This window comes from Micromonospora sp. NPDC049151, from assembly GCF_040648395.1.
Classification (GTDB): Bacteria; Actinomycetota; Actinomycetes; order Mycobacteriales; family Micromonosporaceae; genus Micromonospora.
Genome location: NZ_JBEZDP010000034.1, coordinates 1 through 22,721 on the forward strand (window position 1 = coordinate 1; position 22,721 = coordinate 22,721).

The 22,721-nt window shown below is 72.5% G+C and carries 21 protein-coding genes; 11 read left to right on the forward strand and 10 right to left on the reverse strand.

Translation table 11 applies throughout. The annotated features are described in order from the left end of the window. Window positions 1-167 precede the first annotated feature (167 nt). The 5 genes from AB0B20_RS27220 to acs form a co-directional block, all read right to left on the reverse strand. Window positions 168-2,951 (reverse strand): immune inhibitor A domain-containing protein, encoded by a 2,784-nt coding sequence (locus AB0B20_RS27220; protein WP_357474560.1) that lies wholly within the window; start codon window positions 2,949-2,951, stop codon window positions 168-170. A 186-nt stretch (window positions 2,952-3,137) separates the two neighbouring features. Further along, window positions 3,138-4,178 (reverse strand): hypothetical protein, encoded by a 1,041-nt coding sequence (locus tag AB0B20_RS27225; protein WP_357391043.1) that lies wholly within the window; start codon window positions 4,176-4,178, stop codon window positions 3,138-3,140. Between the two features lie 230 nt (window positions 4,179-4,408). Then, window positions 4,409-5,269 carry a hypothetical protein gene (locus AB0B20_RS27230; protein WP_357474563.1) on the reverse strand — a complete coding sequence of 287 codons (861 nt, stop codon included), beginning with the start codon at window positions 5,267-5,269 and terminating at the stop codon, window positions 4,409-4,411. Between the two features lie 223 nt (window positions 5,270-5,492). After that, window positions 5,493-5,789, reverse strand: coding sequence for a helix-turn-helix transcriptional regulator (locus AB0B20_RS27235; RefSeq protein WP_357474566.1), 297 nt, complete (start codon window positions 5,787-5,789; stop codon window positions 5,493-5,495). Window positions 5,790-6,347: 558 nt separating this feature from the next. Further along, the gene (gene acs, locus AB0B20_RS27240; protein WP_357391201.1) at window positions 6,348-8,333 is read right to left on the reverse strand and encodes an acetate--CoA ligase; all 1,986 of its coding nucleotides are present in this window, start codon (window positions 8,331-8,333) and stop codon (window positions 6,348-6,350) included. A 221-nt stretch (window positions 8,334-8,554) separates the two neighbouring features. On the opposite strand from acs, the gene AB0B20_RS27245 reads away from it, so the two are divergent. After that, window positions 8,555-9,301: an oxidoreductase gene (locus AB0B20_RS27245; RefSeq protein WP_357474569.1), complete on the forward strand. Its 747-nt coding sequence runs from the start codon at window positions 8,555-8,557 to the stop codon at window positions 9,299-9,301. Between the two features lie 11 nt (window positions 9,302-9,312). Here the strand turns inward: AB0B20_RS27245 and AB0B20_RS27250 are convergent, their stop codons facing one another. Next, complete coding sequence (locus tag AB0B20_RS27250) at window positions 9,313-10,119, reverse strand: HAD-IB family hydrolase (RefSeq protein WP_120572053.1); 807 nt, start codon at window positions 10,117-10,119, stop codon at window positions 9,313-9,315. Between the two features lie 424 nt (window positions 10,120-10,543). On the opposite strand from AB0B20_RS27250, the gene AB0B20_RS27255 reads away from it, so the two are divergent. Next, window positions 10,544-11,323: a GNAT family N-acetyltransferase gene (locus AB0B20_RS27255; protein WP_357474572.1), complete on the forward strand. Its 780-nt coding sequence runs from the start codon at window positions 10,544-10,546 to the stop codon at window positions 11,321-11,323. A gap of 487 nt (window positions 11,324-11,810) precedes the next feature. Here AB0B20_RS27255 and AB0B20_RS27260 read toward each other — a convergent pair whose 3' ends face one another. Then, window positions 11,811-12,488 (reverse strand): hypothetical protein, encoded by a 678-nt coding sequence (locus tag AB0B20_RS27260; RefSeq protein ID WP_357474575.1) that lies wholly within the window; start codon window positions 12,486-12,488, stop codon window positions 11,811-11,813. A 248-nt stretch (window positions 12,489-12,736) separates the two neighbouring features. On the opposite strand from AB0B20_RS27260, the gene ssd reads away from it, so the two are divergent. Genes ssd through AB0B20_RS27295 form a run of 7 tightly spaced genes read left to right on the forward strand, consistent with a single transcriptional unit; the run spans window position 12,737 to window position 17,779 of the window. Further along, window positions 12,737-13,840, forward strand: coding sequence for a septum site-determining protein Ssd (gene ssd, locus AB0B20_RS27265; RefSeq protein ID WP_357474578.1), 1,104 nt, complete (start codon window positions 12,737-12,739; stop codon window positions 13,838-13,840). Further along, window positions 13,837-15,045, forward strand: coding sequence for a TadA family conjugal transfer-associated ATPase (locus tag AB0B20_RS27270; RefSeq protein ID WP_357474581.1), 1,209 nt, complete (start codon window positions 13,837-13,839; stop codon window positions 15,043-15,045). Before ssd ends, AB0B20_RS27270 begins: the two co-directional genes overlap by 4 nt. Further along, window positions 15,042-15,923 carry a hypothetical protein gene (locus AB0B20_RS27275; RefSeq protein ID WP_357474584.1) on the forward strand — a complete coding sequence of 294 codons (882 nt, stop codon included), beginning with the start codon at window positions 15,042-15,044 and terminating at the stop codon, window positions 15,921-15,923. The genes AB0B20_RS27270 and AB0B20_RS27275 overlap by 4 nt, the downstream gene beginning before the upstream one ends. Next, window positions 15,923-16,651 carry a type II secretion system F family protein gene (locus AB0B20_RS27280; protein WP_357474587.1) on the forward strand — a complete coding sequence of 243 codons (729 nt, stop codon included), beginning with the start codon at window positions 15,923-15,925 and terminating at the stop codon, window positions 16,649-16,651. The genes AB0B20_RS27275 and AB0B20_RS27280 overlap by 1 nt, the downstream gene beginning before the upstream one ends. Before the next feature lie 23 nt (window positions 16,652-16,674). Further along, complete coding sequence (locus AB0B20_RS27285) at window positions 16,675-16,842, forward strand: DUF4244 domain-containing protein (RefSeq protein ID WP_013283643.1); 168 nt, start codon at window positions 16,675-16,677, stop codon at window positions 16,840-16,842. 53 nt (window positions 16,843-16,895) lie between these two features. Beyond that, complete coding sequence (locus AB0B20_RS27290) at window positions 16,896-17,330, forward strand: TadE family type IV pilus minor pilin (RefSeq protein ID WP_357390712.1); 435 nt, start codon at window positions 16,896-16,898, stop codon at window positions 17,328-17,330. Further along, window positions 17,327-17,779, forward strand: a complete 453-nt coding sequence (locus AB0B20_RS27295; RefSeq protein ID WP_357390710.1) for an Rv3654c family TadE-like protein — start codon at window positions 17,327-17,329, stop codon at window positions 17,777-17,779. The genes AB0B20_RS27290 and AB0B20_RS27295 overlap by 4 nt, the downstream gene beginning before the upstream one ends. Before the next feature lie 47 nt (window positions 17,780-17,826). Here AB0B20_RS27295 and AB0B20_RS27300 read toward each other — a convergent pair whose 3' ends face one another. The 3 genes from AB0B20_RS27300 to AB0B20_RS27310 all read right to left on the reverse strand — a co-directional run bounded on the left by AB0B20_RS27300 (window position 17,827) and on the right by AB0B20_RS27310 (window position 21,649). After that, window positions 17,827-18,405 (reverse strand): hypothetical protein, encoded by a 579-nt coding sequence (locus tag AB0B20_RS27300; protein WP_357390708.1) that lies wholly within the window; start codon window positions 18,403-18,405, stop codon window positions 17,827-17,829. 272 nt (window positions 18,406-18,677) lie between these two features. After that, window positions 18,678-18,884, reverse strand: coding sequence for a hypothetical protein (locus AB0B20_RS27305; protein ID WP_357390706.1), 207 nt, complete (start codon window positions 18,882-18,884; stop codon window positions 18,678-18,680). Window positions 18,885-19,177: 293 nt separating this feature from the next. After that, on the reverse strand, window positions 19,178-21,649 hold the full coding sequence (locus AB0B20_RS27310) for a DEAD/DEAH box helicase (RefSeq protein WP_357474591.1): 2,472 nt from the start codon (window positions 21,647-21,649) through the stop codon (window positions 19,178-19,180). Window positions 21,650-21,773: 124 nt separating this feature from the next. On the opposite strand from AB0B20_RS27310, the gene AB0B20_RS27315 reads away from it, so the two are divergent. Together AB0B20_RS27315 and AB0B20_RS27320 are read left to right on the forward strand one after the other, a co-directional pair. Then, complete coding sequence (locus tag AB0B20_RS27315) at window positions 21,774-22,124, forward strand: STAS domain-containing protein (protein ID WP_013283649.1); 351 nt, start codon at window positions 21,774-21,776, stop codon at window positions 22,122-22,124. Beyond that, window positions 22,124-22,561 (forward strand): ATP-binding protein, encoded by a 438-nt coding sequence (locus tag AB0B20_RS27320; RefSeq protein ID WP_357390700.1) that lies wholly within the window; start codon window positions 22,124-22,126, stop codon window positions 22,559-22,561. Before AB0B20_RS27315 ends, AB0B20_RS27320 begins: the two co-directional genes overlap by 1 nt. Window positions 22,562-22,721 lie beyond the last annotated feature (160 nt).

The window sequence follows — 22,721 nt, forward strand, 5'->3', positions numbered from 1 at the left end:
AGATCGCCCGCTGCGAGCCCGACGAGCTGATGATGCTCGACCGCGACGAGTCCGCGTTGCACGCGCTGCAGATGTCCCTGCGGGAGCGCTCGCGCTCCCGACCCTTCCCCCATCGAGCTTGTTCAGCTCATTTTTCGGTCATTCCGGTTCCGGTTTGAACGTACGGTTCAGCTCCGCGGCGGGACGACGTACACCTGAGCGTACGAGTTGTCCTTGGCGGCCCGCTTGATGATGATCGAGACGCCGTACTGGACGCCCGCGTCACCCGGGTTGCCGGTGCCGAGCACGATCGCCCCGCCACCCAGCGTCGAACCGTAGTAGTCCGTCGCCGGAGTGCCGTCCGGGTTCACCACCCGGGTCGTGTACTGCTGGTTGCCCCGCGACGGGACGACCACCGAGGCGTCGTTGTCCCGCGCGTACGCGGCACCGTCGCGGATCTCGATGCCCGGGTACCAGCCCTTGGCGTCGGTGAAGCCGCGCACCGGAGCCTGCGGGCCGAACTTCGTGCAGTACTCGCTGTACGGCTCGTCCGCCGCCTCCAGGCACTCCTTGAACGGGTACGTCGGCTTCAGGCCGAACGCGGCGTTGGAGGACTGCGGCCGGCTGGGCAGGTTCTTCAGCACCGACGGGTCCTTCTCGGCCGCGACGCCCTTGCGGCGCAGCGGGTCGTTGTGCGAGTCGACGATCAGCAGCCCGCCCTTGGCGCCGTAGCTGGGCAGCGCGGTCATCTGCGCGGTGACGTGGTTGACGTCGCCGAGCTGGGTGTCCCGGTACCAGACCAGCATGCCCGGCGCGTTGTACGCGATCCGGTCGACCTTCCACGCCTCGTGCGAGTAGACGGTGTCGTAGGTGTACTTCAGACCGTTGTCGAAGCCGTCGAAGTTACGCCACTCGGCCAGGTAGTAGTGCGACTTCACCTGGGTGCCCGAGTCGATGTACCAACCCGCGCCGCTGGTGTCGGTGAAGGTGCCGCCGGTCTGGGTCCAGCCCGCCGCGCCGCTCTCCACGTCGTCGCTCCAGGTGGTGGCACCGCCGCCGGTCACCGAGAAGTCGTCGGCGAACCAGCCGCGCTCCACGAACGCCTCGTCGGTGGCGTACCGCAGCCGCACCTGCACGGTCTGCCCGGCGTACGACGACAGGTCGACGTAGTCGTGTCGCCAGCCGTTCGTGCTGCCGGTCAGGCCGTACTTCTTGTTGCCGAAGTCGACCATGCGGCCGTTCGGGTCGGCGTACCCGTCGTTCGTGGAGACCAGCGCACCGCCCTCGGCGTACACCTTCTGCTCGCTCCAGGTGGCCCCGCCGTCGGTGGAGACCTCGACAAAGCCGAAGTCCCAGTCCGCCTCGATGACGAAGTTGTTCCACATCCAGAACTTCGCGTCGGCGGCGTTCGGCACGGACACCGTACGGCTGAGCTTGACGTCGGCCCAGTTCTGGTCGGCACCGGAGTACCACATGTTCGAGCCGCTGTGCGGCGTCGCCAGCGAGATCACCTTGTCCGGCAGGTCGATCTTGATGCCGTCCTCGGTGCCGACCGGCGTACGCGACGTCTGCCCGAGCTTGACCAGCTTGGACCGGTCACCCGGACCGAACGTCTTCGGCTCGGCCCAGCCCAGCACCCACTTGTCCCAGAGGCCCATGTGCGTGGGCAGCGCCTGGAAGATCTCGCCGGAGTGCGAGCCGGACGCCATCAGGTCCCAGAAGTCCACGTCGGAGTCGGCGTTGCCGGAGGTGTCGTAGAGGTCCGGCAGGCCCAGGTCGTGCCCGAACTCGTGGGCGAAGACGCCGACGCCGGCGTCCTCCGGCTGCACGATGTAGTTCGACACCTTCAGGTTGGTGCCCGGGATCGTGTAGCCACCGGTCACCGTCGAGGAGTGCGCCCACACCGAGTAGACGCCGACGTCGCCGCCACCGCGGGACTTGCCCTGGTTGGCGTGCACCAGCACCAGGTGGTCGATCACACCGTCCGGCTCGTGGTAGTTGCCGTCGCCGTCGCGGTCGCTCTGGTCCTCGATGTCGTAGTCGGCCCAGGGGAAGTTCGGGTCGGCCGCGGCCAGCGCGTCGATCGCGTCGGTGGCGAGCCGGCCGGCACCCTGCGGGTTGTCCGGGTGGCCGTTCATCGACTGCTCACGCCCGGCGACCCAGTTGCCGTTCTCGTCCTGGAAGCAGCGCGAGGCGGCGTACCAGCCCTCCGAGTGCGGCACCGTGATCCACGGGCTGGCCTGCCCGTCCACGGTGTACGCGCCCTTGGACATCTCCAGGTACATGTTGTGCATGGTCCGTCCGGCGAGGCTGATGCCCGGCTTGCCGTCCGGCCCCTTCAGGTCCTTGCGGACCCGCTCGGTGATGCCCTTCTTGCTGTACAGCATCTTGTCGTAGTGGGCCGGCGAGAAGTCCGGCACCCACATCGAGTTGTTGTCCTTGTGCGGCAGGGTGGCCGGGTTCGGGATCGTGTTGTGGCGCGGCCCGTTCTGCACGGTGCCGGGAACGCAGGTGCGGTCCTCGAACACCGTCTTCGGGACCATCACGCCTGTGAAGTCGTCGTTGGCCTTGTCGTTGAACTCGACGAGCAGCGTCAGCAGCTTGGCGGTCTGCGTGCTCTTGGCCTGCTTGATCTTGCGAGGGCTCTTGCCGGTCCGGATGGACTTGGCCTCCAGCTTGGCCAGCTCGCGCGCCGCGATCGGGTTACCCCCGGCGTACTTGCGGTCGTAGGCGCGGGCCTCGTCCGCCGGTGAGGAGAAGACGCCGTCGCGGCCCTTCACCTCCTTGCCGCCGGTGTCCGGCTGGACCTCGGGCTCGGCGTAGTTGATGTAGTGCTCATCCGCCCCGATCGTGACCGGTGCGGACCGGGCAGGCTGAGCCGCCGCGCTGCCCGTCACGGTCAGCGACGTGGCCGCGAGCGCGATGGCGGGCAGCGCGACGAGTAGGCGTCGCCGTGCCCTGTGCTGCGACATGGGGAGCATGCCACTCCGTTCGTAGGGAATGGTGAAGGTCGGCGACTCAGTGACATCTGTCGAATTCCGCCGGTTCGGCTGAACGTAGCCGACCAAACGCGCCATCGACAGGGGTGAGCCGACGGCTCTGCCCGTTCGGGTCAGCGGCGGGTCCGCCGATCGACGGCCGTGCCGTCCGCGTCGTGGTCAGGCTTTCCCACCCACGAACCGCGCCACCCTCAGCGAGTTCTGCTCGGGCTTCTGCGGTTCCGACCCCAACTTCGACCAGGCGACGAAGTCGCCGCCGGCGAACGCCAGACTCAGGCCCGGCGCCTCGCCGAGCCGCCACATCCGGTCGGTCGCCACCTCGAGCACGTACTGGCCGGCGTCGCCGCTGCCACTGCCGTTGCTCCAGCAGACGAGCTTCGGCGACGAGCCGAGCGTCATGGCGGGGCCATTGTCGCCGAGGGTCACCTCGATGGCCCGCTTGGTGGCCGACGGCAGGACGAACAAGGTCCCGGGCGTCTCCTCGGTGGCGCCGGTCACGATCCAGGAGACGTGCCCGGGCTCCGCCGTGAGCGCGCTGACCTGCTGCTCTCCGGTCAGCGGGCCGGAGGCGTACACGCTGTCACGGCCGCCGCTCACCTTGTGGATCTCGTAGCGGCTCTTGGGGAATCCGGGAGCCACGTCCTCGGACCGGACATAGTAGAGGTCCTTGCCGGCTGCGGCCGGAAGCTTCGCCCGCTGGGCGACGACCGATGGCGCCGCGCCGCCGGCCGGCGAGCTGGCGAGGATCTGCGCGCCGAAGTCACGCTCGCCCGTCGTGGGGACGGTCGTGGTCCAGTAGACCCGATCAGTGCCCACGGAGAGCATGGAGCTGCCCGGTGGGATGGGCATCTTCTTGCCCTTGGCGATCGGTGCCGAGTCACCCAGCAGCACGGACCGGCCGGAACTCCGGTCGAAGCCGTACACCAGCCAGTCCATCTGGTACATGTCGGTGCTGGAGGTCTCCATCCAGGCCACGGTCCGGTCGTCCGCGTCGGCGTAGATGGCTTGTCGGGGCGGGCCGCTCGGGGCCGGGGACAGGGTGCGCGCCCGCCCGCCGGAGTAGAGACCCACCCGGCTCTGGCCGATGCCCAGCTCGCCGTCACCCGTCTTGGGAACGGGGTTGGCGGCGCTGATGAGCTGACCGTCGGGGGTGAGGCCGAGATGGTTGAGCGTGCGGCCGCCTGCCTGCGCACCCCCCACGACGAAGCCTCCACGCAGCTCGCGGCCCTCTCGCGCGCTCGCCGCGTCCTTCGTGGCGTGCCGGGAGCCGATCTCGAAAGGGGCACCTGTGGTCGAGCCGCTGTCGGTGTCGGCGCTGGGTGAGGAGACGGGGGAGGACGCTGCCCGTCCGGCGGCATCCTCCCCCTTACCGTCGTCACAGCCACCGACAGTCAGAAGGATCAACGCAACTGTCAGTGTCCGGCGCATGGCTAGTAAACGACTCCGTTCGACTGGAGGAACCGAGTGGCGAAGGTGGAGGTGGTGTAGGTAAACGACTTCTTCGTGCTCGACCACACCGAGGTGGCCGGATCGGCCCAGGTGGTGTTCTGGCCGGACTGGACGTAACCGTAGCCGACGATCCAGTGGCCGATCGTCTTGTTGGTCGGGTGCCCGTTGTAGTGCGAGCCGCCGGCGAACTCGACCGTGTCCGCGCCGATCGGCATGCCGTTGCCGCCCACGCTGTGGGTGAAGATCTTGGGCAGCAGCGAGCCGCTGGGCTTTGGCACCTGCACGTACCAGGGGACGTTGCGCCAACGGTTGATGCCCGTGGCGAACCGCTTGCTGGTCCACGTGGTGCTCTTGTTGGCCTCGGTGTTCATGTGCGCGCTGTTGGCCAGGTTGGCCTGGGACAGGCTGTTGCCGTTGTAGCGGCTGGTGTACCCGGAGCCGTGCAGGTAGCGGATGATCATGTAGCCCGAGGCGGGACCGCAGTAGTAGCCCTTGGCCTGCGCGTACTGCACGAACGGCAGGATACGGCTGCTGGCCGCCGTGGTACGCAGGCCGGCGCCGTCACCGGGATCGACGTAACCCGAGTCGCCGTACTGTGCGGTGTAGTCGTTCTGCAGCTTGGTGAGCTGGGTCGGATCCGCGCCCTGGACGTTGACCGCGTACCACTCCTGGGAGATCTGGAGCTTGAGGTTCGTCTGGTCGTCGGTCGGCTGCTCGAGCCCGGGGTCGGTGACGTCACCGCCGGTGAAGTTTCCCTCGATGCCGTCGTAGGGCTCATCCGGATCGATGATCTCCGCCATCGCCGACGCGGGGGCGGCGAAAGCCGCGGCGCTGCCGATCATGAGCGCGGCAAGCACCCCGGCAATGCGCCGATAAGGGGTCGTCGTTGTTCTCAAATGGTCCTCCACTCCGGTCGAATAATCGCTGCGCCGATCGTTCGGTGGGGGTTGTCCCGGCGCGGCGACGTGTAATCGAAGAATAGTGTTGCCGGCTCGGGACCGCCTGTCCCGTAAACGAGGGACAGGAGCTTTCGTGCGGCGGGCCCGACGCCGCTGGCGGCCCGTCTCATGGACATTCCGGTCGGCCGTCCGCCGGTTTCCCGGAGTCGATCGCGGCCCGGGTGAGAAATGCCTTGTTGCCGTGGCCGAGCTTCGCCTTCAGCCGCTTGACGTAGGTGTTCACCGAGTGGATGCTGACCTGCAGCCGCACCGCGGTCTGCCCGTGGGTGAGGCCGCTGGCGATGCACTCCAGTACCTCGCTCTCCCGCTGGGACAGCCGTTGCCCGCCGGCCGGCGTCGTTCGCGGCGGCGACACCGGCCAGGGCGGCTGCCGCGCTGCCGTCGGAGCCTCGACCACCAGCACACAACGTGGCTCGGGTGAGTCGGCGGGACACGGCGGCGCGGCGGGCTCGGGCCGGCCCGAGCCCGCCGCACAGGTCGCCCCGGACGCCTCCGCCCCGGACATCGCCGGCACGACGGTCACGCCGGCCGAGGTGAGGAGGTCGGCGATCATGCGCCGAGCGGCGGGATCACTTGCGTGAATGGTGACTCTCAACATCGGCATTCCTCGAGAGGCGACGCGGAAGAGCGCACAATGAATCCGCACGGGGTGCGGTGGGTGAATATTGCGCACCAAGGAGCGACCAATGTGTGGACAATGAACAGCCCGCACATGAGGTGAAGAGAAATGATCCTGGCCGAAGAGTGGCCGGAAAGTCCCTATGGATGCATCCGCGTCAAGTAAGCATGACCATTTCCGCCACCCCCGTTCGAAGGAACTCGACGAAGGTCATTGTCCCACGCCCGATGATCGCGTGCTGCCCCGTCCCTGCCGGCGTACGGCACCACGCGCAGACGACGGTGGGTGGCGGTCCGCCGGACCGCCACCCACCACAACCACTGGGCTGCCGAAGCCTCCTGGTCAGTCCTCGTCAGACTTGCCGCTCATCCCCGACGAGATCAACTCCATCACCGAGGAGTCCTGGAGAGTGGTCACGTCGCCGAGCGACCGGTTCTCCGCCACGTCCCGCAGCAGCCGGCGCATGATCTTCCCGGACCGGGTCTTCGGCAGCTCCGGCACCAGCATGATCTGCCGCGGCTTGGCGATCGGGCCGAGCGTCTTCGCCACGTGGTTGCGCAGGTCGGCGATGAGCTGCTCGCCCGCGTCACCCGCGGTCTCCGCGCTGCCACGCGGGATGGCGAACGCCACGATCGCCTGGCCGGTCGTCGGGTCGGTCGCGCCGACCACCGCCGCCTCCGCCACCGACGGGTGGCTGACCAGCGCCGACTCCACCTCGGTCGTGGAGATGTTGTGGCCGGACACCAGCATCACGTCGTCCACCCGGCCGAGCAGCCAGATGTGTCCGTCGTCGTCCTTCTTCGCGCCGTCACCGGCGAAGTAGACCCACTCGTCGCCGGTGTTCGCGCCCGCCCCGAACCGGGACCAGTACGTCTCCAGGAACCGGTTGTCGTCGCCCCAGATCGTCCGCAGCATCGACGGCCACGGCTCCTTCAGCACCAGGTATCCGCCGCCGCCGTTCGGCACCGACTGGCCCTGGTCGTCGACCACGTCGGCGACGATGCCGGGCAGCGGGCTCATCGCCGAGCCGGGCTTCGCCTCGGTCACGCCCGGCAGCGGCGAGATCATGATGGCGCCGGTCTCGGTCTGCCACCAGGTGTCCACCACCGGCAGCTCGGCGCGGCCGACGTGCTGCCGGTACCAGATCCACGCCTCCGGGTTGATCGGCTCGCCGACGCTGCCGAGCAGGCGCAGCGACGACAGGTCGTACCCGGCCGGGATGTCCTCGCCCCACTTCATCATGGTGCGGATCAGCGTCGGCGCGGTGTACAGGATGGTCACCTTGTACTTGTCGACGACCTCCCAGAACCGGCCCTTGTGCGGGGTGTCCGGGGTGCCCTCGTACATGACCTGGGTGGCGCCGTTGGAGAGCGGGCCGTACACGATGTAGGAGTGCCCGGTCACCCAGCCGATGTCGGCCGTGCACCAGTAGACGTCCGTCTCCGGCTTCAGGTCGAACACCGCGTGCGTGGTGTACGACGTCTGGGTCAGGTAGCCGCCGGTGGTGTGCAGGATGCCCTTCGGCCGGGCGGTCGTGCCGCTGGTGTAGAGGATGAACAGCGGGTGCTCGGCGTCGAACGCCTGCGCCTCGTGCTCCGGCGACGCCGTCTCCACCGTCTCGTGCCACCAGTGGTCCTTCGCCGACCAGGCGACCTCCTCACCGGTACGCCGGACCACCAGCACGTGCTCCACCGACGGGCAGTTCGCCACCGCCTCGTCCACCGTCGGCTTGAGCGCCGACGGCTTGCCCCGGCGGAAGCCGCCGTCCGCGGTGATCACCACCTTGGCGCTGGCGTCCTGGATCCGGTTGGTCAGCGCGTCGGCGGAGAAGCCGCCGAACACCACGCTGTGCGTGGCGCCGATCCGGGCGCAGGCGAGCATCGCCACCGCCGCCTCCGGGATCATCGGCAGGTAGATCGCCACCCGGTCACCGGCGGTCACGCCCAGCTCGGTCAGCGCGTTCGCCGCCTGGCAGGTGAGCTTGTGCAGGTCGGCGTAGGTGACGGTACGGGTGTCGCCCGGCTCGCCCTCCCAGTGGATCGCCACCTTGTCGCCGCGGCCCGCCTCGACGTGCCGGTCCAGGCAGTTGTACGCCACGTTGAGCCTGCCCCCGGTGAACCACTTCGCGAACGGGGCGTTCGACCAGTCGAGCACCTGCTCCCACGGCTGGGCCCAGGCCAGCCGGCCGGCCTGGCGCTCCCAGAAGGCCAGCCGGTCGCCGGCCGCCTCCTCGTACGCCTCGACGGTCACGTTGGCGTTCGCGGCGAGTTCAGCCGGCGGCGGGAACTGGCGCGTCTCGTTCAGCAAGTTGGCCAATGCCTCGCTCATGCGGTGACTCCTTCGTCGCGTGACCTGCGTCTCCTACTGCGGGGAAGGTTAGCCCCGGCGTACCGTGCCGGCGACCGCCCGTCCCTCACCGCGCGCCCAGCGGCCCTCCCCTCGCGCCGAGGTGTAAGGAAGGGCACCTTATTAACGCCTCCGGTAGGGGAAGGGCCCCTTATTAACAACCCCGGGCTTGGGGGGAGCCCGGCGGTCGCTAGCGTGACGGGGTGACCACCGATCCGCTCGCCCCGCTGCTCGCGCTCGCCGACGTCGCCACCGCCGTCGAGCAGGCCCGCGAGCGGGTCGACCAGGCACACCGGCACCGTGCGCTGCGCCGCCAGGGCGGCCAGGTCGCCGCCGAGGTCAGCCTCCGCTCCGCCGTGGCCAGCGCCGCCCTGGAGGGCCGCGCCCACGACCGTGAGGAGGTACGCGCCGGCACCGTCACCGACCCGGTGCTCCAAGGTGCGCTGCGGGTCGCCGGGGCGCTGCCCGGGCTGAGCGACCTCTGGCCCAAGGCGCCCCGGCAGGTGCTGGCCCGGCTGCACGTACTCGCCGCCCGCGACGTGGTCACCGAGGAGGAACTGGGCCGGCCGGTCGCCGACCCGGTGGTCGCGGCCCGTCTCGACGGCCTGGCCGCTCTGGTGGCCGGTGGCACGAAGGTGCCGCCACTGGTGCTGGCCGCCGTCGTACACGGCGAACTGCTGAACCTGCGCCCGTTTCCGGGCCCGTCCGGCGTGGTGGCCCGGGCCGCCGCCCGGCTGGTGCTGATCTCCACCGGGTTCGACCCCCGCGGGCTGGTCGCGGTCGACGTCGGGCATCGCGAGCGCGAACCGGAGTACGTCGGCGCGGCCGGCGCGTTCGCCACCGGCACGCCCGACGGCCTGCGTTCCTGGCTGCGGCACTACATGACGGCGGTGGAGGTCGGCGCCGACCAGATCACGCTGATCGGCGACGAGATCCTCGCCGCGTCCTGAGGGGCGCGGGGTCAGGCGGTGGGTGCGGCGGTGCGGGTGCGGCGGTGCCGGCCGTACCAGGCGATGCCGATGGCCACGCCGACGCCCACACCGAGTGCCGCCGCGGCGACCGGCACCGCCGGCCGCTCGCGCAGCCGGCGACCCAGCGGAATCGGGTGCCGGAACTCCAGCACCGGCCACGCGTTCTCCACCGCCAGCTTGCGCAGCGCCCGGTCCGGGTTTACCACCGTCGGATGCCCCACGCACTCCAGCAACGGCCGATCGGAGTACGAGTCGGAGTACGCGTACGAGTCGGCCAGGTCGTAGTCGCGCTCCAGAGCCAGTTCGCTGACCGCCTCGACCTTGCTCGGACCGGCCGCGTAGAACTCGACCTCGCCGCTGTACCGGCCGTCCACCACACCCATCCGGGTGGCGATCACGTCGGTGATCCCGAGCAGCTCACCGATCGGCCGGACCATCTCGTCGCCCGACGCCGAGACCAGCACCACGTCCCGCCCGGCGGCCTGGTGCTCCTCGATCAGAGCGGCCGCCTCGGCGTACACATAGGGGTTGATCAGCTCGTGCAGCGTCTCCGCGACGATCTGGCGGACCTGTTCCACCGGCCAGCCCTTGCAGAGCGTGGCGAGGTAGTCCCGGGTGCGGGCCATGGTCTGCTCGTCGGTGCCGCCCAGCCGGAACATCAACTGCGCGTACGCCGACTTGACCACGTCACGCCGGGTGATCAGCCCGTCCCGGTAGAACGGCCGACCGAACGCCAGGGCGCTCGACTTGGCGATGACGGTCTTGTCGAGATCGAAGAAAGCGGCGCTACGGCCCACGGCGCGAAAGTCTAGCCCGACGGGCGGCGTCCGGTCGTCCGCCCGGGTGGCGAAAGCTGACGAGCACCCGGAGGAGTGACGTCGGTCACAGGCGGTTATCGATGAATTTAGCTTTGCGTGGAGTGAACAACACTCGACGTATAAGGGTCGACTGCGGCATGCTTGTGCACGCGACGGGAGTTCGCATACCCGGCGCCGCTCGACCCTCGGCGGTTGCACCCCCCGTAACCGCTGAGTCGGTTCGGCTCGACCCCCCCGGAGCCGAACCACAAGACGACCCCCGTCTCCCCCCGACGGGGGTCGTCCCTTTGCGCGTCGTCGATTCCCAGCGGCGTCCCCGGCACGCAGGCAGCGAACACCGTCCGCCGGAGGGAGCCCAGCCCGGGCCGGACCTGTACGCCGGAGACAGCCGGCGGTCAAGTCAGTGGTCGGCGAGCGGACAGGCCGGGAGGATACGTCGATGGCTCGATCGGCTGTGTTGCGCCACGTCCAGGATCTCTGGGCCGGCCTCACTGGTGTCGCCACCGGCTTTCCGGCAGACGGCGTCCGGGTGGTCGTCGCTCCGGAGTCGCGGCTGTGCCCGCCCGCGTGGGCCGGCATCGTGGTGCTGGGAAGCTCAGGCCTCGCCACCGCGCCGGACGTGGCTACCGCCCGGTTCCTGCTCGGATCGCTCACCGGGGAACCGCTGTGGTCGGCGGTCGAGGCCGAGCGGTGGAGCGACGGTCGCGGCGTGCTGGACGTGCTCGGTCCCGCCTCGCTTGCGTACCTCGACGAGCGGGAGTTCCAACCGGCGACGGGGGACGCCGACGTGGCCCGCTTGCCGCCGGGGCACCCAGACCTTGACCGGTTGACCGCCGACGTCTCCGAGGATGACGTCGCGGAGAGCGGGCTCGACGAGATCACGTCACCGGTGTTCGTCGTCCGGCTGGAGGCGCGAGTGGTAGCGGCGGCGGGTTACCACCAGTGGCCATGCTCGGTCGCTCACCTCTGCGTGCTGACCAGCTCCGGCTTTCGGGGCCGGGGACTGGCCCGCGCGGTGGCTTCCGCCGCGGTGACGGAGGCGCTGCGGAACCGGCTGCTTCCCCAGTGGCGCGCACGCCCCGAGTCCTCACGACGGCTCGCGCGCCGTCTCGGCTTTCATGAACTCGGCGCCCAGTTGAGCATCCGGATCGTGGCCGACCAGGCCGACGGCGAGCGGCCGTAGACGGCCGGCGGCGGGTATCCGCATCAACTCAGGGCGCGTAGTCCGGTTCTGCGATGGCCCCGGCGATCCCGGTGAGCCAGTGCAGATCGTTGGCCCGGGACTCCGTACTGGCCGCCGGATCGAGGATGCTGCCCAGAAACGCGGCGACGTCGTCGAGGCGCCGCTCATCACGGTAGTAACTCAGCAGGGCCGGGTCCGGCTCCGACGGCCCGTAGCCTTCGCGGAAGAGTCCGGCCCGGCGCGCGTCGATCGGGTGGTCGCCGAAGTCGGTGCTGTAGACGAAGATCAGGTCTCGCTCGCGCGGCGCCGCCGGACGTCTCCACCCGGTACGCCCACGCGTTCCCGTCCAGCCCGACCGGCATGAACACCAGGCTGACGACGTCCGCCGACCAGGCGGCGGCGACCTCGGCCGCCAGCCTCCGCTCGTCGATGTCCGGCTTGTCGATCACCCGACGGAGCGTCGCAGCCGCCGGCCGGGCCCGGCGAGTTACCGGACCACCGCGCGCAGCGTGTGCCGGGCCGGCTCGAAACACACCAGTCCTCGGCCCCGCTCGTCGGCCACCACCCAGGGATGACCGACGTACGTCTGCTGCCGGTACGACTGTCCGGGCCGGAGCACCGCATACTGCTGCCGGCGACCCTCGTAGTTGATCCAGTGGACCACGACCGTCGACCCGTGCGCGTTGACGAAGTCGACGAACGTCGACGGGCCACCACCGTGCGAGCGCAGCGTGGACTCGCGCGAGGCCGGCAGTGGCGCCAGGTCCCCGGGCCCGACCACCGGCGGCTTCGACCGGGGAGTCGAGGGCTTCGGTGAGGTCGGCCGGCTGCTCGGGGTGGCGCGGCGGATCGGCGCCACGGCGCGGCTGGAGAACGACACCGACGGCGGCGCGTAGGACTCGGCTGGTTCCTCCGTCACCCACCCCGCTCTTGTCGGGGACGCCAGGATCGCCTGACCTTCGAGCGGTGGCGGGAGGTCGGGGCGGCGCGGCGTGGCGAAGACGCTGACGATGCTCGCCAGCACCACGACCACGAGTCCGAGAGCGACGGCGGCGAGCACCGCCGGCGACGGGTCGCGCAGCCAGATCTCACCGCCGGTCGGGCGGTCGGGCAGCGAGTGGCGTCGAACCGAGGGGGCTGCGAGGGGGTGCGGTGAATCGGTCATGGCCTCGATTCCGCAAGCCGGTGCCGTCCATCGGGCGGCGAGGGGCCCCGATTATCCGTTACTGATCGTCCCCGCCGTCAATGGCCGATGGTCCACCCGGCACCTCCATCTCGGGCGCATAGCAGATCAACCGGCTCACCGAGGTCTGTCCACAACCCCCTCGGTTGTCCACAGGGCACCGACCTCGCATCCCCCGGCCGGGCAGGCTGCACCTCGGCACGTCCGAGTCCGACCGATGGAGGCACGCCATGCCGCCCCGTACCCCGCTTCCGCCGTACCGTCGTCTGCCCCTGCTCGTCACCTCCGACGGCGACCTCCTCGACGAGCTGCTGCGACTCGCGGCGGCCGGCGGCACCGAGGTCGAGCTGGCGGCCGATCCGGCCGCCGCCCGGGCCCGTTGGGCCCCGGCGCCGCTGGTGCTCGTCGGCAGCGACCAGGCGGCGGCCTGCCTGCGGGCACGCCTTCCCCGCCGCGCCCGCACGGTCCTGGTCGGTCGCTCGGGAGAGCTCGATCCGGGTACGGAGTTGGCCGAACTGATCGGCGCGGAGCACGTCGCGACGCTGCCGGCGGCCGAGCCCTGGCTGGTCGACCGGTTCGCCGAATGCGTGGCCGGGCCGGCGGGCCCGGGGCCGGGCCGGGTGGTGGCGGTGCTCGGCGGGCGGGGAGGCGCCGGGGCCAGCGTGCTGGCCGGTGGGCTCGCCGTCACGGCGGCCCGGTCCCGGCTGCGCACGCTGCTGGTCGACGCCGACCCGCTCGGCGGCGGTCTCGACCTGGTGCTCGGGTGGGAGCAGCTCGACGGGTTGCGGTGGCCCGAACTGGCCGGCACCGACGGGCGGGTCGACCCGCCGTCGCTGATCCGCGCGCTGCCCAGCCGAGGCGACCTGGTGGTGCTCTCCTGGGACCGGGGCGACCTGCGGCACCTGCCGGCTGAGGCGATGGCCGCCACAGTAGACGCCGGACGGCGAGGGCGGGATCTGGTGGTGCTCGACCTGCCCCGGCACCTCGACGACGCGGCGGTGATCGCGCTCCAGGCCGCCGACCGGGCACTGCTCGTCGTACCGGCCGAGCTGCGGGCGGCGGCCGCGGCGGCCCGGGTCGCCGCTGTCGCCGCGCCACACTGCGTCGACCTCTCGGTCATCGTGCGCGGCCCGGCGCCCGGGCGGCTCCGCGCGGCCGAGGTGTCCCGGGCGCTGGGCCTGCCGCTCGCCGGCACGCTGCGACCCGAGCCGGGACTGTGCCGTGGGCTGGAGCGGGGCGAGGCGCCGGGCGCGAGCGGGAAGGGGCCGCTCGCCACGCTCTGCCAGCGGCTCGTGGACGAGATGGTCGGCTCGTCGGCGGCTGGTGCGGCGTGACCACGCCCGAACCGGGGGAACTGGCCGCCCGGGTCCGGCACCGGTTCGCCGCCGAGGCCACCCCGGTCACGCCGGCGGCCATCGTCTCCGCGGTACGCGCCGAACCGGCGGCGGCGGTGCTCGGTGACACCACGCTGCTGCGGATCGCCGACCGGGTGCACGACGACCTGGTCGGCGCGGGTCCACTGGCGCCGCTGCTCGCCGACCCGCAGGTCACCGACGTGCTGGTGAACGGGGTCCGGGTCTGGATCGACAGAGGGCAGGGGCTGCATCAGGTCGCCGTGCCGCTGGGCACGATCGACGACGTACGCCGCCTGGCACAGCGCCTCACCTCGGCGGCCGGGCGGCGGCTGGACGACGCCTCCCCGTACGCGGACGCGCGGCTGCCCGACGGCACCCGGCTGCACGCGGTGCTGCCTCCGGTGGCGACCGACGGGCCCTACCTGTCGCTGCGTACCTTCCGGCAGCGGCCGTTCACCCTCGACGAACTGGTCGAGCGGGGCACCGTGCCCCGGCCGGTCGCCCCGCTGCTCGCCGCCGTCGTCACGGCCCGCCTCGCGTACCTGGTCAGCGGCGGCACCGGCTCCGGCAAGACCACGCTGCTCAACACGTTGCTCGGGCTGGTGCCCGGCACCGAGCGGATCGTGCTGGTGGAGGACGCCGCCGAGCTGCGCCCGGTGCACCCGCACGTGATCGGGTTGCAGGCGCGCACCGCGAACGTCGAGGGCGCCGGTGCCGTCGGGCTCGGCGACCTGGTACGGCAGGCGCTGCGGATGCGGCCGGACCGGCTGGTCGTGGGCGAGTGCCGGGGCGCCGAGGTGGTCGACCTGCTCGCCGCGCTGAACACCGGCCATGACGGCGGGGCGGGGACGCTGCACGCGAACGCTCCTGCCGACGTCCCGGCCCGGCTGGAGGCGCTGGGGATGCTCGGCGGTCTGCCCCGGCTCGCGTTGCACGCCCAGGTCGCCGCCGCGTTGCAGGTCGTCCTCCAGCTTCGCCGTACCGGCGAGGGACGCGTACTGGACTCCATCGGCCTGCTGTTGCCCGAAGGGCCCGACCGGGTGGTGACTGTGGTCCCGGCCTGGGTGCGTGGGCGGGGTCTCGGTCCGGCGGCCCGGGCGCTCGCCGACCTGGTGCGGGAGCGGGGGGCGCCGGTGCCGCCGATCCTCCAGGCGGCGTGGCCCGCGTCGGCGGAGCCGTCGTGACCGGCCACCTCTGGGCGGCGGTCCTGCTGCTGGCCGCCGCGGCGGTCGCCGTCGCCTGGCCGGTACGTGCCGGTCGCGCCCGGCGGCTGACGGTCCTGGGCACGCCGGATGAGCGGGTGGAGGCTGGACGTCCAGCATCGCCGGAGCTACCGCTCGACTCCGTGTCGAAGGCGTCCGCCCGCCCGTCCGGTCGTGGCCGAGGGCCGCGTCGACCCGGTGCCGGGCGTCGCGTTCCGGTGTCGCCGTCGGCGCTGGCACGTCGGATCCGGCGGTGGGGCGCCGTCCCCGGGATGTCCGCCGGACGCGTGCTGCCCGCGGCGGCGCTGGGCGGGGCCGTGGCCGGGGCGTTGCTCGGCGGCCCGGTGGCTGCCCTGGTGCTCGCCACCTACGGCGTGCTCGCGGCTCGGGCGGTGCTGCGCCGGCGTACCCACCGGGCGGCCGCACTCGCGCACCGCCGCGACCTGGACCGGCTGGCCGCCGTCGCCGCAGACCTGCGGGCCGGGCTACCTGTCGACGGCGGTGCCGACGCCGGTTCGGGACGCGTCGCCCGGCTGGCCCGCGCCGCCGGAAGGCTGGCCGACCGGACCGGCGCGCCGCTCGCCGACCTGCTGGAACGGATCGAGGCCGACGCCCGCGCCGCCGATCGGGGCCTTGCGGCTGCCGCCGCCCAGGCCGCCGGGGCGCGGGCGACCGCCTGGCTGCTCGCGGCGCTGCCGCTCGGCGGGATCGGTCTCGGCTACGGCATCGGGGTCGACCCGGTGGCGGTGCTGCTGCACACGCCGGTGGGCGCCGGTAGCGCGATCGCGGCGGTCGTGTTGCAGGCCGGCGGGTTGCTCTGGGCCGAGCGGCTCGGCGTCACGCCGGGACGGGCCGCCTGATGGCACGGCAGGTGCTGGCCGCCGTCTGCCTCGGCGGTGCCGCGTCGTTGCTGGTCGTCGCCGGTCCGGTCGCCCGCCCGGCGCGGCGGCTGCGCCGGCTCGCCCCGGTGCCGACGCCGGCCCGCCCGGCGTGGTGGCCGGATCGGGTACGCCTCGGCGCGGCGCTGGCCGGTATCGCCGTGACGGTGGTGGTCGGCGGTGCGACAGGAGCGTTCCTCGGGCTGCTTGCCGGTGTCGCCGCCGACCGTCTGTTGCGCCGGATCGAGCCGCGCGCCGCCCGGGAACGGCGCCTGTGGGAGACCGCCGACCTGCCGCTGGCCGCGGATCTGCTGGCCGCCGCGCTGCGGGCGGGCGCACCGGTCGACCGCTCGGCGCTCGCCGTGGCCGAGGCGCTCGGCGGGCCGCTCGCGGACCGGCTCGGCCGGGTCGGCCGCACGCTGCAGCTCGGTGGCGGCCCCGGAGAGGCATGGGCGCACCTGAGCGGCGTCGCCGGGGCCGAACCCGTGGTCGCGGCGGCGGTCCGCTCCTCGAACAGCGGTGCCGCACTGGCTCGCGCGCTGACCCGGCTGGCCGACGACCTGCGTGCCGAACGGTCGACAGCGGCGGAGGCGGCGGCCCGCCGGGCGGGGGTGCTCATCGTGCTGCCGCTCGGGCTGTGTTTCCTGCCCGCCTTCATTCTCGCCGGTCTGGTGCCGGTGATCGTCGCCGTCCTCGGCGACGTGCTGTGATCCATCGAGAAGGGACGTACGACATGCGCAAGCTCCTCACCCGCCTGCGGGGTGACGCCGGCATGAACACCGCCGAGTACGCGGTGGGCACCCTCGCCGCGGTGGCCTTCGCCGGGATCCTGCTGAAGGTGCTCACCTCCGGCAACGTGCAGTCCGCGCTGACCGCCGTCATCGACCGGGCCCTGAAGTGACCGGGCGCCGGCGGGCCGGCCGTCACGGTCGGTGGCTGACCTCAGCGGTCCCGATGGGCGTATCGGCCGAGCCCGGCCCGTTCCGGGACGCCGCCAGCGCCCGGGCCGGGGCGGTGTGGCGGCGGTGGCGCTCGTGGGCCGCGTGCGAGCGGGGCTCCTTCACCGCCGAGTTGGCGGCCGGCCTGCCGGCGCTCATGATGCTCCTCGTCGCCGGTCTGACCGCGGTCAACGCGGTGGGCACCCGGGTCGCGTGTGTCGACGCGGCCCGGGAGGCGGCTCTCGCCGCGGCCCGGGGCGAGCCCGGTACGCCAGCCGGCACCCGGTACGCCCCGGACGGCGCGGAGGTGGCCGTGACTGTCGCCGGTGACCGCGTGACGGCGACGGTCCGGGCCCCGGTCCGGACGTTCGGTACGCGGCTGCCTCGCCTGGTCGTCTCGGGGGAGGCAGTGGCCGCAGTGGAACCCGGTGCGCCGGGGCCGGTGCCGTGAGCGCTGACGATTTCCCGGCCTGCTCGTCCTCCCGCTGGCCCGCCGCAGGAGGACCGCCGATCACGGGCGGGACGGTGAAGCGCGGGGAGCCCGGCGGCAGGTCCTCGGCGGACCGGGGCGGTGCCACCGTGTGCCTGCTCGCGATCGGGCTCGTGTTCGTGCTGGTCGGGGTGTTCGGTGCCGCGCTCGGGGCGGCCCGGTGCGCGCGGCATCAGGCCCGCAACGCGGCGGACTTCGGGGCGCTGGCCGGTGCCGGGCAGGTGCTCGACGGAACCGACGCCGCCTGCGGTCGCGCCGCCGACCTGGTCTCCGCAAACGGCGGCCGGATGACCGGGTGCCGGGTCGACGGGCTGGACCTCATCGTCACGGCGCGGGTACGTGTCGCACCGCTGCCGGGACTGACCCGGGACGCCGCCGCGACGTCCCGGGCCGGCCCGGCCCGGTCCTGACGGGCGGCCGCCAGTGCCGGGCCGAGAGCCGGGCCGGGGGCGGCGGGTCAGCGGGACTGGAGGGCGTCCAGTCCGACCGCCATGGCGATGACCAGTCGACGGTCGATCTGCGGGTGCTGGATCTCCACGGAGTACCGGTCCCGCAGCCCCCACTTCCGGTCGACCGAGAACACCGGCTGGCCGCCGGCCACGAAATCGAAGTGGTACGGCAGCCAGGAGAGCGAGTCGACGAACCGGCGCAGCAGCGCCACCGGCATGCTGCGCTCCTGCCCGGTGGCGGGCGGCAGGCCGGGCTGCTCGACGTGCCACGTCGAGCGCAGCAGCGACTGGGCGAAGTCCTTGCGGAACAGCCCGATGGGGTTGCCCGCGTGGTCGGTCACGTCGTAGGTGGCCCCGAGGTCGAGCCGCTGACGGGCCTTGAAGCCGAGAAGGGGGTACTGCTTGGTGTCATCGGTGTAGATGGTCACCTGCTCCTTGAAGGCGAGCCGCTTCTGCTGCGCGAACGCGAGCAGCCCTCCTTCGGAGCCGTCGGGCGCCACCGAGTGCACCTCGTACTGGTTGACCATCATCCGGATCCGCTGACGGATGATGAATCGGTGCTGGGCCTGCAGGTTATCGGGCGACATCAGATCTCCTTCGAGGGGTCGCCGGAGTCTCGCACAGCAGACCGACCGCCGCTGGCCCGATCACACCACCACTGCCCGGGCGGGCAGAACCCATGCGGGACCTGCGCGCCGACACGTCGCGCAGGGTGTGCGCCGCCGCGCCGCAACCCGCCTGACCCGCCCGGCCCGGCGGACCCGCCCGACCCGCCCAGCCCGACCCGCCCAGCCCGACCCGCCCGGCCCGGCCCGCCGGGCTGCGGACCCGACGGGCGCGTCCGGGCAATGCCCAAGGGTCAGCGGCCGCCGTCGACGGTGGCCTTCATCGCCCAGGTGTTCAGGACCTGATGGATGCCGCGCAGACGCTCGTTGATCTGCTCCAGCCGTTCCGCCTGGGCGAGGGTGGCCATCGCGGTGCCCAGCGCTATCTGCTGGTCGGGGGTGAGGTGTTCCTGGTCGATGGTGTAGAGCAGTTCGACGGTCTCGGCGATCGTGTCGGCCACGGCTGCACCTCCGGCGGGACGGGTCTCGGGTCACCTGTGCGCTACCGGAAATGATGCATGGAAGCGCTCCCATACATCAATGCCCCGACCGCCCCACGCTCATGCCTTCGTCCCACCAACCAGACACACCGGCCCGCTGCGTGCCCTCCGAAATCGCGTGATCCGCACCGGTTCGCCGAAGTGGTGGGGTCCAGCGCCTTCCGATACCGCGACCCCCTCCAACCGGCGGTCGAACCTCCGGCTGGTGGGTCGTCCGTCCGGCGGGCCGGCCTGCCGGCCGCGACCCGTGCGGGTCAGGCGGGTGTGCCCCCGGTCGCCGGAGCCGGGCGGGCCACCCGGTCGCCCTGGCGGGGCAGCGCCTCACCGCGCCCCACCTCCGGACCCAGGCCGCCGCCCGCCCCCGGGCCGCCCGCGCCCGGGCCGTCCGCGGGACCGGCCGCGGCGAGGTTGGTCAGCACCACGTCGAGGACCTTCACCGCCTCCGGCTTGGCCAGCGGGTTGTTGCCGTTGCCGCACTTCGGGGACTGGACGCAGGACGGACACCCGGTCTCGCACCCGCATTCGGCGATCGCGTCCCGGGTGGCGCGCAGCCAGGCGGCGGCGGTGCCGTACGCCCGCTCGGCGAAACCGGCCCCGCCGGGATGCCCGTCGTAGACGAAGACGGTCGGCGCCTCGGTGTCCGGGTGCAGGGCGGTGGACAGCCCGCCGATGTCCCACCTGTCGCACGTCGCCATCAGCGGCAGCAGCCCGATGGCGGCGTGCTCGGCGGCGTGCAGGGCGCCCGGCACGTCCGCCGCCTCGACACCGGCGGCGGTCAGTGACTCGGGGGAGAGCGTGAACCACACCGCGACGGTGCGCAGCTCCCGCGCGGGCAGGTCGAGTGGCCGGGTGTCGATCACCTCGCCGGTCGCGATGCGCCGCCGCTGGTACGACACCACCTGACTGGTCACGTCCACCTCGCCGAGGAAGAGGCCGACTGGTCCGGCGTCCACGTACGAGCGGACCGACACCACCGACAGCGAGGTGACGTCGCGGGCGTGGGTGGACCAGTCCGGCTCCTCGGCGTGCACCAGCGCGCACCCGTCGGCCAGGTCGAGCGAGTCGACCACGTACGAGACGCCCTGGTGCAGGTAGACCGCGCCGGTGTGCAGCAGGAAGTGCGCCGACCCGCCGTCGACGGTGCCGAGCAGCCGGCCGGTGGACTCCTCCACCACGCACACCGGTGCGCCACCCTCGCCGCGCAGGTCGACCTCGGGGCGTTCCCGGTGCCGCCAGTACCAGCCGGTGGGCCGCTGCCGCAGCGCCCCCGCCTCGACCAGCGAGTCCACCGCCTCCTTCGCGCCCTCGCCGAACAGGTCCAGGTCGGCCGGGGTGAGCGGGGACTCGTGGGCGGCGCAGGCGAGCTGCGGCGCGAGCACGTACGGGTTGGCCGGGTCGAGCACCGTCGCCTCGACCGGGCGCCCGAACAGCGCTTCCGGGTGGTGCACCAGGTAGGTGTCGAGCGGGTCGTCCCGGGCCACCAGCACGGCGAGCGCCTCGTCGCCGGAGCGCCCGGCCCGCCCGGCCTGCTGCCACAGTGACGCGCGGGTGCCGGGCCAGCCGCAGATCAGCACCGCGTCCAGCCCGACCAGGTCGACGCCGAGTTCGAGCGCGTTCGTGGAGGCGAGCCCGAGCAGGTCGCCGTGCAGCAGCGCCCGTTCCAGCTCGCGGCGCTCCTCGCGCAGGTAGCCGGCCCGGTAGGCGGCCACCCGGTCGCCCAGGCCGGGCACCGCCTCGTCGAGTGACCGCCGGGCGTTCGCGGCCACCACCTCGGCACCCCGGCGGGACCGCACGAACGCCAGCGTGCGTACCCCCTCGATCACGCTGTCGGCGAGCAGGTCGGCGGTCTCGCGCAGCGCGGAGCGCCGGACCTGGACGAGGTCGGCGTCGGCGGACGAGTCGGTCGGCGGGAGCAGCGGCGGCTCCCAGAGCGCGAACGTCACCCCGCCGCGCGGCGACGTGTCCTCGGTGACGGCGGTGACGGGCAGGCCGGTGAGCCGCCCGGCCGCCGCCGCCGGGTCGCCCGACGTGGCCGAGGCCAGCAGAAACACGGGAGTACGCCCGAAGCGGGCGCACTGCCGCCGCAACCTCCGCAGCACGTGCGCGACGTGTGAGCCGAAGACGCCCCGGTAGGTGTGGCACTCGTCGACGACCACGTACGCGAGGCGGCGCAGGAACCCGGACCAGTGGGCGTGGCCGGGCAGGATGCCGTGGTGCAGCATGTCCGGGTTGGTCAGCACGAACCGGGAGTGCCGGCGGATCCACTCCCGCTCGGCGCGCGGGGTGTCCCCGTCGTAGGTGGCGGGGCGTACCCCGTCGAGTTCGAGACCGGCGACGGCGCGGAGCTGGTCGGCGGCGAGCGCCTTGGTCGGTGCCAGGTAGAGCACCGTGGCGCGCGGGTCGGCGAGCAGCGTGCTCAGTGCGGGAAGCTGGTACGCCAGGGACTTGCCGGACGCCGTGCCGGTGGCGACGACCACGTGCTGCCCCGCGTACGCCAGCTCGGCGGCCTCGGCCTGGTGCCGCCAGGGGGCGACGACGCCGCGCCGCGCGAACGCCGCCCGCAGTTCCTCCGGTGCCCACCCGGGCCACCCGACGGGTTCGCCGACGCGGGCCGGTACGCGTTCGACGTGGGTGACCGGGTCGGAGCTGTGGCGCAGCCGCAGCCGGTGCAGCAGCTCACCCGGAGCACGCCGCGGGCCGGAGCTGTGGTCGGTCACGTCCTGCACTCTCGCACTGGTGTTCGGAATTGGGAACCGCAGGGTGGGGGTAAGGGGAGAGCCCTGGCGGTGACCCGAGGGGCCGCACGGGGAGATGGTTAGATGCCCAGGAGAGTTTACCGAGGAGGGGCCGATGGAGCTGTCGCTGGCGACCCGCGCCGTGGGGGAGCACACGGTGCTCGAGGTCGGCGGTGAGGTGGATGTCTACACCGCCCCCCGCCTGCGGGAACGGCTTCTGGAGCTGATCGACGGTGGGGCCCGCCACGTGGTGGTCGACCTCGGCCGGGTGGACTTCCTCGACTCGACCGGGCTGGGTGTGCTCGTCGGCGCGCTCAAGCGACTGCGCTCGGCCGGGGGTTCCTTCGCGCTGGTCTGCGACAAGGAGCCGCTGCTCAAGATCTTCCGGATCACCGCCCTCGACCAGGTCTTCCCGCTGCATCCGACAGTCGACGCGGCCATCGCCGCCGACTCCACCGGCGCGTGATGGCCACCGTCAAGCTGTCCTTCTCTCCGGCTCCGGTGCACGTGCGCACCGCCCGCCTGGTCGGCGTCGCGGTGGCCCGGCGGGCCGGCGTACGCGAGGACCTGCTGGACGAGGTGCGCCTGGCCATCGGTGAGGCGTGCACCCGGGCGGTCGCGTTGCACAGGCAGTACGGCCTGGCCGAACCGGTGTACGTGGAGATGTCCGACGGCGGCGGCTACACGGTCCGGGTGGTGGACCGGGCCCCGATCGAGGCGGGCCTCGGCCTGGCCGCGCTCGGGCCGGACGAACTGGCCAAGGAGTCGCTCAGCGAGGACGCGCTGACCACCGGCGTGGGCTTCGCGCTGCTCGCCGGTTTCGTGGAGGATCTCCAGGTCCGCCCGGTCGACGAGGGCGTCGGCACCGAGGTGCGGATGTCCTGGCCGGCCGGCCGCGCCTGACCCGTTTCGCACACGCAGGCCGCGCTCCCGCAGGGGGCGCGGCCTCGTCGTATTGGTCGCTCCATATATCAGATTTCTTCGCATAACACAGTTGCGAAGATCATCGAGACACGGTGCCCCCTCGGTGTGACCTCCGCCACGCCAGAGGGCTACAGTACGC

Bases quoted from the DNA above. Each gene is read 5' to 3' on its own strand.
- AB0B20_RS27290 (WP_357390712.1), top strand. From the start codon at position 16,896: ATGGGCGTATCGGCCGAGCCCGGCCCGTTCCGGGACGCCGCCAGCGCC.
- AB0B20_RS27320 (WP_357390700.1), top strand. From the start codon at position 22,124: ATGGCCACCGTCAAGCTGTCCTTCTCTCCGGCTCCGGTGCACGTGCGC.
- ssd (WP_357474578.1), top strand. From the start codon at position 12,737: ATGCCGCCCCGTACCCCGCTTCCGCCGTACCGTCGTCTGCCCCTGCTC.
- AB0B20_RS27285 (WP_013283643.1), top strand. From the start codon at position 16,675: ATGCGCAAGCTCCTCACCCGCCTGCGGGGTGACGCCGGCATGAACACC.
- AB0B20_RS27280 (WP_357474587.1), top strand. From the start codon at position 15,923: ATGGCACGGCAGGTGCTGGCCGCCGTCTGCCTCGGCGGTGCCGCGTCG.
- AB0B20_RS27260 (WP_357474575.1), bottom strand. From the start codon at position 12,488: ATGACCGATTCACCGCACCCCCTCGCAGCCCCCTCGGTTCGACGCCAC.
- acs (WP_357391201.1), bottom strand. From the start codon at position 8,333: ATGAGCGAGGCATTGGCCAACTTGCTGAACGAGACGCGCCAGTTCCCG.
- AB0B20_RS27220 (WP_357474560.1), bottom strand. From the start codon at position 2,951: ATGTCGCAGCACAGGGCACGGCGACGCCTACTCGTCGCGCTGCCCGCC.
- AB0B20_RS27230 (WP_357474563.1), bottom strand. From the start codon at position 5,269: ATGATCGGCAGCGCCGCGGCTTTCGCCGCCCCCGCGTCGGCGATGGCG.
- AB0B20_RS27300 (WP_357390708.1), bottom strand. From the start codon at position 18,405: ATGTCGCCCGATAACCTGCAGGCCCAGCACCGATTCATCATCCGTCAG.
- AB0B20_RS27315 (WP_013283649.1), top strand. From the start codon at position 21,774: ATGGAGCTGTCGCTGGCGACCCGCGCCGTGGGGGAGCACACGGTGCTC.